Origin of the sequence: Nocardioides xinjiangensis (assembly GCF_017916385.1) — a bacterium.
GTDB classification, from domain to species: Bacteria; Actinomycetota; Actinomycetes; order Propionibacteriales; family Nocardioidaceae; genus Nocardioides; species Nocardioides xinjiangensis.
Genome location: NZ_JAFMSW010000001.1, coordinates 3,050,306 through 3,064,930 on the forward strand (window position 1 = coordinate 3,050,306; position 14,625 = coordinate 3,064,930).

Here is a 14,625-nt window from a genome sequence, read left to right on the forward strand (position 1 = left end):
GATTGGGCCATGACGCAGCAGCCCTTCAGCCGTCCAGGTGCCATCGACCTCTCCGGGCTCGGCAAGCCCGCTCCCCAGACTGCCCCGGCGGGCGGACCCGCGAGCGCGGGCTCGGGCGGTGGGTCCTACAGCGTCGTCGTGGACCAGCAGAACTTCCAGGGACTGCTCGAGCAGTCGATGACCGCACCGGTGCTGCTGGCGTTCTACTCGCGCAGCCGGATGCCCGAGAGCGGCCAGCTGGCCGACGACCTCGCGACCGTGGTCGGCGAGCACGAGGGCCGCTTCCTGCTCGGGCTGGTCGACATCGACGCCGTCCCCCAGATCGCGCAGGCGATGCAGATCCCGTCGATCCCGCTGGTGGTGGCCGTCGTCGACGGACGCCCGATGCCGTTGCTGCAGGACGTGCTGCCGATCGAGGAGCTGCGGACCGCGCTCACCCAGGTCGGTCAGCAGCTGACCGCGCAGGGGATCACCGGCCGGCACCAGCCACGGTCCAGCTCGTCGCCCGCCGAGGACGGTGAGGAGGCGGTCGACCCGCGCTACGCGCCCGCCCAGGACGCCCTCGTGGCCGGTGACATCGACCGGGCCGTCGCGGAGTACCAGAAGCTGGTGGACGCCAATCCCGCCGACGTCGAGGCCGCCGGCGGCCTCGCGATGGCGAAGGTCATGCAGCGCACGCAGGGCGTCGACCTGAACCAGGCGCGAGCGGCCGCCGCGGAGAACCCCGACGACGTGGACGCGCAGACGCTGGTCGCCGACCTCGACATGCTGGGCGGACACGTCGAGGACGCGTTCACGCGGCTGGTGAACCTGGTGGCCCGGACGACCGATCCCGACCGGTCGAGGGCACGCGACCACCTGCTCGGGCTGTTCGCCGCGGTCGGCAACGACGACCCGCGGGTGCTCGCGGGGCGCCGCAACCTCGCCTCAGCGCTCTTCTGAGTCCCGCTTCGCCAGCACCGACCGCCCCGCCTCGAGGCGGGCGACGGGGACGCGGAAGGGCGAGCACGAGACGTAGGTGAGGCCGACGTCGTCGAAGAAGTGCACCGACCGCGGGTCGCCCCCGTGCTCGCCACAGACGCCCACCTTGAGGTCGGGGCGGGTGCGGCGCCCCTTCGTCGTGCCCATCTCGACCATGCCGCCGACGCCCTGCTGGTCCAGCGACTCGAACGGCGACACGTCGAAGATGCCGTGCTCGAAGTAGCGCGAGAAGAACGAGGACTCCACGTCGTCGCGCGAGAAGCCCCACGCCATCTGGGTGAGGTCGTTGGTGCCGAAGGAGAAGAAGTCCGCGGACTTCGCGATCCGGTCGGCGAGGAACGCCGCCCGGGGCAGCTCGATCATCGTGCCGATCGAGATGTCGAGCTTCACCCCGCGCTCCTCCTCGACCTCGGCGATCTGCTGGTCGAGCTCGGCCCGCACGATCTCGAGCTCGCGGACGCTGGCGACCAGCGGCACCATGATCTCCGGCCGCGGGGTGCCGTGCGCGGCCATCCGGTCGGCGGCGGCCTCCGCGATGGCGCGCCCCTGCATGCGGAACAGGCCCGGGATTTGGATGCCGAGGCGTACGCCGCGCAGGCCGAGCATCGGGTTCTGCTCGTGCAGGCGGCGGACGTGGGTGAGCAGGGTGGCCGCCCGCTCCTCGACCTGGCCCCGCTCCTCGGCGAGCGCCACCTCCACGCTCAGCTCGGTGAGGTCGGGGAGGAACTCGTGGAGCGGTGGGTCGAGGAGCCGGATCGTGACCGGCAGGCCGTCCATCGCCTCGAGGATCTCGGTGAAGTCCTGCCGCTGCAGCGGCAGCAGCTCGGCGAGCGCGGCGTCGACGCCGGCCTCGTCCTCGGCGACGATGAGCCGCTCCACCAGCTCCCGCCGCTCGCCGAGGAACATGTGCTCGGTGCGGCACAGGCCGATGCCCTGGGCACCGAAGCGGCGGGCCCGGGCGGCGTCGTCGGGGGTGTCGGCGTTGGTGCGCACCCGCAGGCGGCGGGCCCCGTCGGCGTGGGCCATGATGCGGGCCACGGCGTGGGCGAGGTCGTCGTCGAGCTTCTCGCCCTCGAAGTGGCGCACCACCACGGAGTCGGCGACCGGGACGGCGCCCGCGAACACCTCGCCGGTCGTGCCGTCGATCGAGATCACGTCGCCCTCGCGGACCGTGTCGCCGTCGCGCACGCGGAACTCCCGCGCCTTGGCGTCGACGTCGAGCGACTCGGCTCCGCACACGCACGTACGCCCCATGCCCCGGGCCACCACGGCGGCGTGGGAGGTCTTGCCGCCGCGGCTGGTGAGGATGCCGCGAGCGGCCACCATGCCGCGCAGGTCGTCGGGGTTGGTCTCCTTGCGCACGAGGATGACGTCCTCGCCGCGCTCGGCCCACTCCACGGCCGTGTCGGAGTCGAAGACCACCTTGCCGACGGCCGCACCGGGGGAGGCGTTCATGCCCTTCGCCAGCAGCGTGCGCTCGGCCCCGGCGTCGAAGCGCGGGAACATCAGCTGCGCGAGTTGGTCGCCGCTCACCCGCAGGACCGCCTCGTCCATCTGGATCAGGCCCTCGTCGACCATGTGCACGGCGATCCGGAACGCCGCCTCGGGGGTGCGCTTGCCGACACGTGTCTGGAGCATCCACAGCTTGCCGCGCTCGACGGTGAACTCGATGTCGCACATGTCGCGGTAGTGCCTCTCCAGCCGCGTCATGATCTCCAACAGGTCGTCGTAGGACTGCTGGTCGATCTGCGCCATGTCGGCCAGCGACACCGTGTTGCGGATGCCGGCGACGACGTCCTCGCCCTGGGCGTTCTGCAGGTAGTCGCCGTAGACGCCCTGCTCGCCGCTCGCGGGATCGCGGGTGAACGCCACGCCCGAGCCGGAGTCCATGCCGAAGTTCCCGAAGACCATGGCCTGGACGTTGACGGCGGTGCCGAGGTCCTCGGGAATGCGCTCCTGGCGACGGTAGAGCCGCGCCCGGTCGGTGTTCCACGAGTCGAAGACCGCGCGGATCGCGAGGTCGAGCTGCTCGCGGGGGTCCTGCGGGAAGGCGCGTCCCGTCTCCTGCTCGATGATGTTCTTGAAGGTCTCGACGAGCCCGCGCAGGTCGTCGGCGTCGAGGTCGAGGTCGGAGTCGGTGCCCTTGCTCCGCTTCGCGTGGTCGAGGGCGTCGGAGAACAGCTCGGCGTCCACGTGCAGGACGGTGCCGCCGAACATCTGGAGCAGCCGGCGGTAGGAGTCCTGCGCGAAGCGCTCGGACTCGCTGCGCGCGGCGAGCCCGCCGACAGAGGTGTCGTTCAGTCCCACGTTGAGGACCGTCTCCATCATCCCGGGCATGGAGAACTTCGCTCCCGAGCGCACCGAGACGAGCAGCGGGTCGTCGGCGTCGCCGAGCTTCTTGCCCATCGCCTCCTCGAGCGCGGCGAGGTGCTCGCTGACCTCCTCGCCCAGCCCCTCCGGCTCGCCGCCCTCGCCGAGGTAGGCCCGACACGTCTCGGTCGAGATGGTGAAGCCCGGCGGCACCGGCAGGCCGAGGTTCGTCATCTCGGCCAGGTTGGCGCCCTTGCCGCCCAGCAGGTCCTTCTGGTCCTTGCTGCCCTCTGAGAAGTCGTAGACCCAGGTCATGAGGGCATCCTGCCTCAGCGACCGGACTCCGTATACGCCTCCGTGCCGCCGACCGCAGCTCGCACCCGGCGGGCGGTGAAGTCGGCCGCCAGCTCGTCGACCTCCTCCAGGGTGCAGAAGCGCACGTCGCGGATCTCGCGCTCCTGCATGACCACCCCGGCGAGGACCGAGGTGGGGTGGGTGCCACCGTCGAACACCAGGCAGACGGCGTCGTCCCAGCCGCCCCACGGAGGGAGCCAGTCGGTGAGGACCAGGCCGCGGGGCTCGATCTGCAGGCCGAGCTCCTCCTCGACCTCGCGCTGGACCGCCACCCGCGGCGACTCCCCGACCTCGACCACGCCGCCGGGCAGGTCCCAGTCGCGCTTGTAGGTGAGCCGGCACAGCAGGACGCGTCCCTCGGTGTCGCGCACGAGCATCTGGGCGATCGCCCGCTTGCGGGGCAGGAACGAGTTGAGGAGCGCCCGGAAGCCCCCGGGCTCCTGGACCGGCGCGTCGGTGACCAGGCGGGCGTACACGACGTGGTCGGACTGCTCGCCGTCGTCGTCCACGCTCCGGCGTACGCCCTCGCGGTGCAGCCCCGCCCACGTCGCGGCCCTCTGGCCGGCCGCGTCGTCGATCGCGACGAGCGCCTCGACCCGGCTGTGCTCGGTCAGGGCCGCCGCCACCTCGTGACGCAGGGCGTCGGTGGTCGGCGCCCCCTCCCACCTGATCCTGGCCACGCCGTCGGCGACGGTCGTCACGGTGATCGAGTCCCGGGAGTCTGCCACCCGGCCACCCTAGCGAGCCCTGCCCGGAGGGAGCCGCGGACGTTCGAGGTGCCGCCGGGGAGGGTCCGCCCCGCGTCGCGTCAGCGCACGACGTCGAAGCGAGCCATCATCCCGTGGTCCTCGTGGTCGAGCATGTGGCAGTGGATCATGAACGGCCCGGTGTAGTCGGTGAAGCGGGCGGCGACCTCGACCTCCTCCCCGGGCTCGAGCCGCCAGGTGTCCTCCAGGCCCCGTTCCCACGGCGGTGGCCGCTTGCCGTCGCGCAGGAGCGTGCGCCACTGCTCGGCGTGGATGTGGACGTAGTGGGTCACGTCGCTGGTGTTGCGGAAGCGCCACCGCTCCACGGTGCCGAGGCGGGGGCGGTGGTCGACACGACCGGGGTCGAAGGCGCGGCCGTTGATGGACCAGTAGCTGCCGTGCGCGGACTCCTCGAGCCCGAACGTCCACGTCTGCGACACCTTGGCCGGGACGGGCGACACCAGCTCGGGCGACGGCAGTCGCGACGGCAGCCGCGAGGCGTCGCGGGCAGGGGCTCCGACCCGGAACTCCATCACGGGGGTCTCCCGCGCGTCGTCACCGGTGGCTCCGGCCGCGGCGGGCACCGACGCGAGCACGAGGCGCTGCCCGGTGGCACCGCTGAAGTCCACGATCACGTCGGCGCGCTGGGCGGGACCGAGCAGCACGCTGGACCGCACCACCGCCTTCGGCAGCAGGCCGCTGCCGGTGCCGATCTGCAGGAACGGCCTGCCGTCGGACAGCGTGAAGTTGTAGCTCGAGAACGGCGAGGAGTTGAGCAGGCGGAGCCGGTAGCGGGTCGCCGACACGTCGAGGTACGGCGCGAAACGACCGTTGACCAGCACCTTGTCGCCCACCGTCGCGTCGTCCGGCGGGGCGTGCGGTCCGCTCCACGCCATCTCGCCGTGGTGGCCCACCATCTCGGGGCCGTGGGCGAAGGGGTCGGTGAGCTGGTTGGCTGCGCTGAACGACCGCTCGGACACCATGAGGGGCAGGTCGCGACGGCCCGTCGGCAGCCGCAGCCCCCGCCTGGGCGGGTCGGTGACGATGAACATCCCCTGCAGGCCGCGCCAGTTGTTGCGAGCGGTGCGGTCCATGCGGTGGTCGTGGTACCAGAAGAAGGAGCCGGGCTCGGGGCGGCCGTCGACCACCAGCGGGTAGTCGTAGGTACGCTCGCCGCCCCGTCGGACGAGGTGGGTGGTGGGCTGCCCGTCGTCCGCGGGCGCGTGGTGGTCGCCGTGCAGGTGCGTCGACATGGCTCCGGCGCCGCGAGGTAGGCGGTTGACGACGGTGACCTCGGTGCGGCGCCCCCCGCGCCGCTTGATCGTCGGTCCGGGGTAGGTGCCGTCGTAGGTCCACATCGCGGTGCGCCGTCCGCGCGGGAGCACCCGCACCCGGGCGCGGCGCATGACGAGCCTGACGTCGGCGCCCCGGCGGGTGGCGGGGACGACCAGGGGCTGCTCGAAGCGGGTGTCCACCGGCTCGACGCCACCGGCGACCCCCTCGACGGTGATCACGCCGCGCATGCCCGGGTGCAGCTTGCAGAAGAACGCCCACGGGCCGGCGGCGAGGGTGCCGACGCCCGGCACGGTCGCGGACGTCCCGGCAGGGACGCGTACGTCGAACACCGGCGTCCCGTCGGCGGCGCGGGCGACCGACGTGATCGTGTGATCCATCGAGTCGAGGTTGACCACCGTGACGGCGCCGCCGGCGCCCACGGTCACCTCCGGCGTGGCGAAGCCCGTCCGGGCACCGCCTTCCTCGATGACGATCGTCGCGTTGCGAACCGGCTCGGCGGACGCCGCCCGCCCGCCCGGCGCCGTACCCAGGTCGGGGATCACGAGCGCCATCGCGCACGCCACGATGCCGACCAGCCAGGCAGTCGGCCTGCTACGCAGGGTCCCCGTCATCGTCCCGAGTGTGCACCAGCGACGGGGGACCGGCACCTCTCGGCGACGGTGGTCTGGACCTGGCCGCGACGTCACGAAAGTGGATGATGACAAGCGCGGACGACGGTGCCTTCACTGGAAGGTGCTGCTGTGCCGACGTCCGGCACGCACTCTCCAGAAGGGTTGGACCAAGATGCACGTGCCGACCAGACTGCGCAGGGCGGTGGCGGTCGTGTGCGCCACCGCGCTCGCCACCTCCCCCCTGCTCGTCGCTCCCACGACCGCCGGTGCCGCGAGCGCCGCCACACCGACGGCACGAGCCGCCATGCCCCACCTCACCGCCACGCTGACCAAGAAGACGATCAGGGTCAAGGGCGCCGACCGCCTGAGGGCGGGCCGGGTCCACTTCGCCGTCAAGGGCGCCGGGATCGTCGAGTTCGTGACGTTCGACAAGGGCTACGACGTCGCCGACTTCACCCGGGACGTCAACAGGTTCGGCGCCAAGAACGACATGAAGGCGCTCAAGCGAGCCATCCGGAACGCCACGATCATCGGCGGCTTCGCCGGCGGTGGCTCCGGCACCATCGTCTTCCCGCGCCCGGGTGCCTACACGCCGTTCGCCATCGGCCAGCGCGGAGTGGTGACCGGCAAGACGCTGGTCGTCCGTGGGCCGGTGAGGTCGTCCTCCGCGCCGCGGACCGACGGCCGCATCCTCGCCAAGCGCGGTCTCGCGTGGGGCGGCGCCTCGACGCTCCCCGCGCAGGGCCGGTTCCTGTTCAAGAACAAGCGCAGCGCCGCGGTGCCCCACTTCGTGGTGCTCCAGCAGGTGGCTGCCGGGACCACCACCGACCAGGTGCTGGAATTCCTGCAGAGCGGGGAGCAGGGGCCGCCCCCGTCGTGGGTGCTCCCGGGCTCGATGGAGACCGGCTCGCTCAGCCCGGGACGGAGCATGACCGTCGACTACGACCTGCCGCCCGGGCAGTACGTCGTGATGTGCTTCTTCCCGGACCCCGAGATGCAGGGCATGCCGCACGCCCTCATGGGGATGCTGCGGATGATCAACCTCACCTAGCCGGCGGAACCGGTTCCGGGCCGCGTCAGTCGGCGGCCCGGAACCACACCGTCGCCAGCGGGGGCACGACGATGTCGGCGTGCGCCGGCTGCCCGTGGTGCTCGCCGTCGACGGCGCGGATGGAGCCGAGGTTGCCGACGCCGGAGCCGTGGTAGACGTCAGCGTCGGTGTTGAGGATCTCCGCCCAGGTGCCCGCCGACGGCAGGCCGAGGCGGTAGCCCTCGTGGGGGGTGCCCGCGAAGTTGCTGACGCACACCAGGTCGGGCTCGCCCGGCGCGCGCCGGACGAACGAGAAGGTGTTGCGGCCGGCGTCGTTGGCGTCGATCCACTGGAAGCCCTCGGGGTCGTTGTCGCGTCCCCACAGGGCGCCGGTCGCCTTGTACGCGGCGTTCATGTCCCGGACCATCGCGTGCACCCCGGCGTGCTCGGGGTGCTCGAGCAGCCACCAGTCGAGCTCGCGGCTCTCGGCCCACTCCGACTCCTGGCCCAGCTCGCAGCCCATGAAGAGCAGCTGCTTGCCCGGGTGCGCCCACATGTAGGCGAGGTAGGCGCGGAGGTTGGCCAGCTGCTGCCACCGGTCGCCCGGCATCTTGCGCAGCAGCGAGCCCTTGCCGTGGACGACCTCGTCGTGGCTGATGGGCAGGACGTAGTTCTCCGCGAAGGCGTAGACCAGCGAGAAGGTCATCTGCCCGTGGTGGTGGCTGCGGTAGAGCGGGTCCTTGGCGACGTAGTTGAGCGAGTCGTGCATCCAGCCCATGTTCCACTTGAAGCCGAAGCCGAGGCCGCCGTCGCGGGTGGGGCCGGTGACGCCGGGCCACGCCGTCGACTCCTCCGCGATCGTGACGATGCCGGGGACCCGCTTGTAGACGGTGGCGTTCATCTCCTGGAGGAACTGCACCGCCTCGAGGTTCTCCCGTCCGCCGTACTTGTTGGGCGACCACTCGCCGTGCTCGCGGGCGTAGTCGAGGTAGAGCATCGAGGCGACGCCGTCGACCCGCAGGCCGTCGGCGTGGAACTCCTCGAGCCAGAACACGGCGTTGGCGTAGAGGAAGTTGCGCACCTCGTTGCGCCCGAAGTTGAAGATGTGCGAGCCCCACTCCTTGTGCCAGCCGCGCTGGGGGTTGGGGTCCTCGTAGAGCGGGGTGCCGTCGAAGCGCGCCAGCGCCCACTCGTCGGTGGCGAAGTGCCCGGGCACCCAATCCAGGATCACGCCGATGCCGGCCTGGTGGAGCCGGTCGATGAGCCGCTTGAGCCCGTCGGGGTCGCCGAACCGGGCGTCCGTGGCGAAGTACGACGTCACGTGGTAGCCCCACGAGCCGCCGAACGGGTGCTGCATGACCGGCATGAACTCCACGTGGGTGAAGCCGAGGTCGGAGACGTAGGGGACCAGCGCGTCGGCGATCTCGTCCCAGGAGTAGAGGTCGCCGGAGTAGTGCTTGCGCCACGAGGCGAGGTGCACCTCGTAGATCGACATCGCCTCGTCGACCGGCTGCCGGGTCCGGCGCGCCTCGAGCCACGCGTCGTCGCCCCACTCGTGCTGGGACTGCCACACGACCGAGGCCGAGCTGGGCGCCTTCTCGGTGTACTGCGCCAGCGGGTCGGCACGGTCGACCCACTGGCCGTCCGCGCCGCGGATGCGGTACTTGTACTGCGCGCCGACGCCGGCGCCCTCGACCCAGGCGTGCCACACCCCGGAGCCGTCGAGGCGCGTCATCGGGTGCGCCGAGCCGTCCCAGCCGGCCCACTCGCCGGCGACCTGCACCTCCATCGCATTGGGGGCCCACACGCGGAACGACGTGCCGTCGGGGGCGACCTGGGAGCCGAGCACCGTCCAGAGAAGCTCGTGCCGTCCCTCGCCGATGAGGTGCAGGTCGAGCTCGCCCGGTGCGTGCGCGACCGGCGCCTGCTCGACGGGTGCCTCCTCGACGGGTGCCTGCTGGACGGGCGCCTGCTCGACGGGCGCCGGCTTCACGGGTGCCTGCTCGACGGGCGCCTGCTGGACGGCGGCGGTGCGTCGCCCCTTCCTGTGCTTCTTCTCAGTCACTGGGTCCCTTTCAGGGCGGCCAGCGGGATGGAGAGCCATCCCGGCCGGTTGCGCGCTTCGTAGACGGCTTCGTAGACGACCTTGTCCGCGACGTAGGCGTCGAGCAGCGTGGCGGCCGTGCGGTCGAGGTCCTGACCGCGCTGCGTGGTGTAGGCGTCGAGGAAGGCGGCGCGGTTGCGCGCCGACCACTCGCCGGCGCGGTAGGCGCGCTGCTCGGCCTCGCCGCCGCTGTCGACGCCGCCCCCGGTCAGCGCGACGACGCGGGGCGCGTAGTCGAAGGAGCGGATCATCCCGGCGACGTCGCGCCACACGGAGTCGGGCCTCAGCCGCTCGGCCAGCGGCTTGGCCGGCTCGCCCTCGAAGTCGACGATCTTCCAGCCCTTGGAGGTCCGCAGGGTCTGGCCGAGGTGCAGGTCGCCGTGCACCTGCTGCACCTCGATCGCGTCGAGCGCCCGCAGCCGGGCGTACGTCTCGCGCAGCCGCGCCTCGTGCGCGGCGAGGTCCGGCACCACCTCGAGCGCCTCGCTCAGCCGCTGCTCCATGGCGGAGGCGAGACCGGCGACGGCGGCGGCATCGCGCCGCTCGACCGGGAAGTGGGCCGCGAGGTCGGCGTGCACCTCCGCCAGGGCCACGCCGAGCCGCGCCGCCTCGCCCGCGAAGTCCCCGCCGACCTCGTCGGCGTGGAGGTCGGCCTCGGCGAAGAGGTTCCGGACGCTGGCCAGCGCCAGGTCCCAGCCGTCGCTTGCGGTGCGCAGGAACTGCTGCAGCATGGCGAGCTGGATCGTGGAGTCCGTCCCGCCGAGCTCGTCGTCGACGAGGTCGAGCCAGCCGTAGAGCGAGGCGACGTGGCTGGACTCCGCCTCGGTGAGGACCTGGTGGATCGCGATGTCGGGGTTCACGCCGGGGGTCACCTTGCGGAACACCTTCATCAGCGCGTCCTCGCCGAAGGCGACCGAGGAGTTCGACTGCTCGCCGCTGAAGAGGGTCGAGTGGGCCTGCAGGTCGAGCTCGTGCCCGGGCAGGCGGTGGAAGTGGAGCAGCCCGCGCGCGGTGCTGGTCGGGGGAGCGGCGAAGGCCCGCAGCCACAGCGCCATCGACTCGCGGTCGTGGACGGCGTCGTAGACGAACGCGTGCCCGAACTCCTCGTCGTCCCACTCGCCGACGAGGGCGTGGGCGAGCCGCTCCTGCGGCTCGGCGTAGTAGGCGAGTGGAAGCTGGTAGAGCTCGGACTCCGCCGCCTGGTCCTCGCCACTCGGGGCGTAGGCCACCTCGGCGAGCTCCACCACGACGCGGACACCCGGCGGGGCGTCGGGCAGCTCGCCGACCCGGCGGACGCCCGCGAGCGTCCACTCACGGCCCTTGCCGCCGAACCAGCGGGCCTCGCCGATCCACTGGGTCAGCACCTCGGTCGGGGCGCTCATCCCTCCACCCCCGTCGTCGTCGTCGGGTCGGTCAGCCGGAGCCAGAGGAACCCGTAGCCGCCGAGCGTCAGCAGGTAGGGCAGCTCGCCGACCTTGGGGAACGGCACCCCGCCGAGGAGCTCGACGGGGACCATGCCCTCCCAGTGCCGCAGGTCGAGCTCGACCGGCTGGGGGAAGCGGGACAGGTTGTTGACGCAGAGGATCACGTCGCGCCCCTCGGCCCCGCCTCCCGCGGGCGAGTGCTCGCGGATGTAGGACAGCACGCTGGGGTTCGAGCCGCCGAGGTCGGTGAACTCGCCGAGGCCGAACGCCGGGTGGCGGCGCCGTGCGTGCACGAGCCGCCGCGTCCAGTGCAGCAGCGAGGAGGTGTTCTCCAGCTGGGCCTCGACGTTGACGGACTGGTAGCCGTAGACCGGGTCCTGGATCGCGGGCAGGTGCAGCTTGCCCGGGGTGGCGGAGGAGAAGCCCGCGTTGCGGTCGGGCGTCCACTGCATCGGCGTGCGCACGCCGTCGCGGTCACCGAGCCAGATGTTGTCGCCCATGCCGATCTCGTCGCCGTAGTAGAGCACCGGCGACCCGGGCAGCGACAGCAGGAGCGCGGTGAACAGCTCCATCCGGTTGACGTCGTTGTCCAGCAGCGGGGCCAGGCGGCGGCGGATGCCGATGTTCGCCTTCATCCGGGGGTCGTGGGCGTACTCCGACCACATGTAGTCGCGGTCCTCGTCGGTGACCATCTCAAGGGTGAGCTCGTCGTGGTTGCGCAGGAAGATGCCCCACTGGCAGCCCTCGGGGATGGCGGGCGTCTGCTCGAGGATCTCCGAGATCGGGAACCGGGACTCGCGGCGGACGGCCATGAAGATGCGCGGCATGACCGGGAAGTGGAACGCCATGTGGCACTCGGTGCCGACCCAGCGGCCGTCGGCGGTCTGCTCCGGGCCGAAGTACTCGACCACGTCGGCGGGCCACTGGTTGGCCTCGCAGAGCAGCACCCGGCCCGGGTAGTTGTCGTCGACGAACCGGCGGACCTTCTTCAGGAAGTCGTGCGTCTCCTTGAGGTTCTCGCCGTTGGTGCCGGGACGCTCGTAGAGGTAGGGCACGGCGTCGAGGCGGAAGCCGTCGAGGCCCATGTCGAGCCAGAAGGCCATCGACTCGAGCATCGCGTCGTGGACCTTGGGGTTGTCGAAGTTCAGGTCCGGCTGGTGGTGGAAGAACCGGTGCCAGAAGTACTGCTGGCGCACCGGGTCCCACGTCCAGTTCGACGGCTCGGTGTCCACGAAGATGACACGGGCCTCCTCGTAGAGCTCGTCGGTGTCGGACCACACGTAGAAGTCGCCGTAGGGCCCGTCCGGGTCGCTGCGGCTGGCCTGAAACCACGGGTGCGCGTCACTGGTGTGGTTCATGACGAAGTCGATGATCACGCGGATGCCGCGCTGGTGGCAGGCGTCGATGAACTCGTGGAAGTCGTCGACGGTCCCGCACTCGGGGAGGATGTTGTTGTAGTCGGCGACGTCGTAGCCGCCGTCGCGCAGCGGCGAGGTGAAGAACGGCGGGATCCACAGGCAGTCGACACCGAGCCACTCGAGGTAGTCGAGCTTCTCGATGAGCCCCTTGAAGTCGCCCGTGCCGTCACCGTTGGAGTCCCGGAACGACCTCACCAGCACCTCGTAGAAGACCGCCGTGCGGAACCACTCGGGCTCGGCGTTGAGCACCGCTGTCGCGGCTCCTGCATCGGCGGGCATCTGACCGGACGTGGGATGGTCGGTCAACGGGTCCTCCTGACCGTGATGACGTGGGCGGGCTCGTGGCCGGGGTCGAGGCGGACGTAGTTGTGCTGCGACCAGCTCCAGTCCTCCCCGGTGATCTCGTCGTGGGCGACGAAGGAGTCGAGGTCGCCGAGCCCGAGGGCCCGCATGTCGAGGTGGACCATCGTCTCGCGGGTGCCGTGCGGGTCGAGGTTGATGACGGTGATGACGACGTCGTCCTCGTGCCTCTTCGAGAACACCAGCACCTGGTCGTCGTCGGACCAGTGGATGGTGACGTTGCGCAGCAGCTGGAGCGCCGGGTGCTGCCGCCGGATCTCGTTGAGCCGGGTGAGGTAGGGCGCCAGCGTGGTGCCCTCGGCGTCGCGCCGGGCCCAGTCGCGGATGCGGATCTGATACTTCTCGGAGTCCAGGTACTCCTCCGACCCCGGCTTCACCGCGACGTGCTCGAAGAGCTCGTAGCCGGCGTAGACGCCCCAGCTCGGCGACCCGGTCGCGGCCAGCGCCGCGCGGACCTTGAACGCCGCCGGTCCGCCGTACTGCAGGTAGGCGTGCAGGATGTCGGGGGTGTTGACGAAGAAGTTCGGCCGCATCAGGTGGTCGGACTGCGAGGAGACCTCCACCAGGTACTCCTCGATCTCGCGCTTGGCAGTGCGCCAGGTGAAGTAGGTGTAGCTCTGGTGGAAGCCGACCGCGCCGAGGGCGTGCATCATCGCCGGCTTGGTGAAGGCCTCCGACAGGAAGACCACGTCGGGGTCGGTGCGCCGCACCTCCGCCAGCAGCCACTCCCAGAACGCCAGCGGCTTGGTGTGCGGGTTGTCCACGCGGAAGATCCGCACCCCGTGCGACATCCACAGCTTGACGATGCGCAGCACCTCGCGGCAGATGCCGGCCGGGTCGTTGTCGAAGTTGATCGGGTAGATGTCCTGGTACTTCTTCGGCGGGTTCTCGGCGTACGCGATCGTGCCGTCGGCGCGGGTGGTGAAGAACTGCGGGTGCGTGGTGACCCAGGGGTGGTCGGGCGCCGCCTGCAGGGCCAGGTCGAGGGCCACCTCGAGGCCGAGCTCGCCGGCGCGCGCCACGAAGGCGTCGAAGTCCTCGAAGGTGCCGAGGTCGGGGTGGATGGCGTCGTGCCCGCCGTCCTTGCTGCCGATCGCCCAGGGGGAGCCGGTGTCGTCCGGGCCGGGGGTGAGGGTGTTGTTGGGGCCCTTGCGGTTGACCTCGCCGATGGGGTGGATCGGCGGCAGGTAGATCACGTCGAAGCCCATCTCCGCGACGCGGTCGAGGCGCTGCGCCGCGGTGCGGAACGTGCCGCTGGTGACCTTGCCGGTCCTCTCGTCCCGCGTCGCGCCCTCCGAGCGCGGGAAGAACTCGTACCACGAGCCGTAGAGCGCGCGCGTGCGGTCGGCGCGGAAGGAGAACGGCCCGGTCACCGTCAGCAGCTCGCGCAGCGGGTGCGCGAGCAGGATGGCGTCGAGGTCGGGGTCCTGCAGGGCCGACAGGCGCGCGGCCACCGGCCGCTCCGTGTCGGCGGCGGCCGCCAGGGCGCTGCGGACGACGGCGTCCGAGGCCTTGTCGAGCTCGGCGCTCCCGGTGCCGGCGGCGACCCGCTCGAGCAGCAGCCGGGCCTCCGTGAACATCAGCTCGACGTCCACGCCGGCGGGGATCTTGATGCCGGCGTCGTGCTGCCAGGTCGCCAGCGGGTCCGACCAGGAGTGGATCTCGAAGGTCCACTCGCCGGGGACGTCGGGCGTGACGTGGGCGACGTAGCGGTTGGGCTCCTCGCCCTCGAGACGCATCCGCACCGGGTCGCGTTTCCGGCCCGACGGGTCGGTGGCGACCACCTCGGCGCCGAGCTGGTCGTGCCCCTCGCGGAACACCGTCGCCCGTACGGGCATCGGCTCTCCGACGGTGGCCTTCGCCGCCTGGCGGCCCAGGTCGACGACCGGGGAGACGTCCATCACGGGTATCCGTCCAACCATGGCACCACACTTGCGAACCCGCATGCCGTACGCAAGCCAGCCACGGCCGAGGCCACCCCTTGGGACGGC

The 14,625-nt window shown here is 71.4% G+C and carries 9 protein-coding genes; 2 read left to right on the forward strand and 7 right to left on the reverse strand.

Annotated elements, in window-relative coordinates; translation table 11 throughout:
- Positions 1-9: 9 nt before the first annotated feature.
- Complete coding sequence (locus J3P32_RS14415; RefSeq protein WP_210440472.1) at positions 10-942, forward strand: tetratricopeptide repeat protein; 933 nt, start codon at positions 10-12, stop codon at positions 940-942.
- On the opposite strand, the gene ppdK is transcribed toward J3P32_RS14415, so the two are convergent.
- From ppdK to J3P32_RS14430, 3 genes are all read right to left on the reverse strand, one after another.
- Positions 928-3,606, reverse strand: coding sequence for a pyruvate, phosphate dikinase (ppdK, locus tag J3P32_RS14420; protein WP_210440473.1), 2,679 nt, complete (start codon positions 3,604-3,606; stop codon positions 928-930). The two genes, J3P32_RS14415 and ppdK, sit on opposite strands and share 15 nt — an antisense overlap.
- A gap of 14 nt (positions 3,607-3,620) precedes the next feature.
- Positions 3,621-4,373, reverse strand: a complete 753-nt coding sequence (locus J3P32_RS18570) for an NUDIX hydrolase (protein ID WP_307861705.1) — start codon at positions 4,371-4,373, stop codon at positions 3,621-3,623.
- Positions 4,374-4,453: 80 nt separating this feature from the next.
- On the reverse strand, positions 4,454-6,298 hold the full coding sequence (locus J3P32_RS14430; protein ID WP_210440474.1) for a multicopper oxidase domain-containing protein: 1,845 nt from the start codon (positions 6,296-6,298) through the stop codon (positions 4,454-4,456).
- A gap of 178 nt (positions 6,299-6,476) precedes the next feature.
- On the opposite strand from J3P32_RS14430, the gene J3P32_RS14435 reads away from it, so the two are divergent.
- Positions 6,477-7,349 (forward strand): hypothetical protein, encoded by an 873-nt coding sequence (locus J3P32_RS14435; protein ID WP_210440475.1) that lies wholly within the window; start codon positions 6,477-6,479, stop codon positions 7,347-7,349.
- A gap of 25 nt (positions 7,350-7,374) precedes the next feature.
- On the opposite strand, the gene glgB is transcribed toward J3P32_RS14435, so the two are convergent.
- The 4 genes from glgB to J3P32_RS14455 all read right to left on the reverse strand — a co-directional run bounded on the left by glgB (position 7,375) and on the right by J3P32_RS14455 (position 14,535).
- The gene (gene glgB, locus J3P32_RS14440) at positions 7,375-9,219 is read right to left on the reverse strand and encodes a 1,4-alpha-glucan branching protein GlgB (RefSeq protein ID WP_374222534.1); all 1,845 of its coding nucleotides are present in this window, start codon (positions 9,217-9,219) and stop codon (positions 7,375-7,377) included.
- Positions 9,220-9,389: 170 nt separating this feature from the next.
- Positions 9,390-10,814: a maltokinase N-terminal cap-like domain-containing protein gene (locus tag J3P32_RS14445; RefSeq protein WP_210440477.1), complete on the reverse strand. Its 1,425-nt coding sequence runs from the start codon at positions 10,812-10,814 to the stop codon at positions 9,390-9,392.
- Positions 10,811-12,553 (reverse strand): maltose alpha-D-glucosyltransferase, encoded by a 1,743-nt coding sequence (gene treS, locus J3P32_RS14450; RefSeq protein WP_210440830.1) that lies wholly within the window; start codon positions 12,551-12,553, stop codon positions 10,811-10,813. The genes J3P32_RS14445 and treS overlap by 4 nt, the downstream gene beginning before the upstream one ends.
- A 23-nt stretch (positions 12,554-12,576) precedes the next feature.
- Positions 12,577-14,535, reverse strand: a complete 1,959-nt coding sequence (locus tag J3P32_RS14455; protein WP_246850128.1) for an alpha-1,4-glucan--maltose-1-phosphate maltosyltransferase — start codon at positions 14,533-14,535, stop codon at positions 12,577-12,579.
- Between the last annotated feature and the right edge of the window lie 90 nt (positions 14,536-14,625).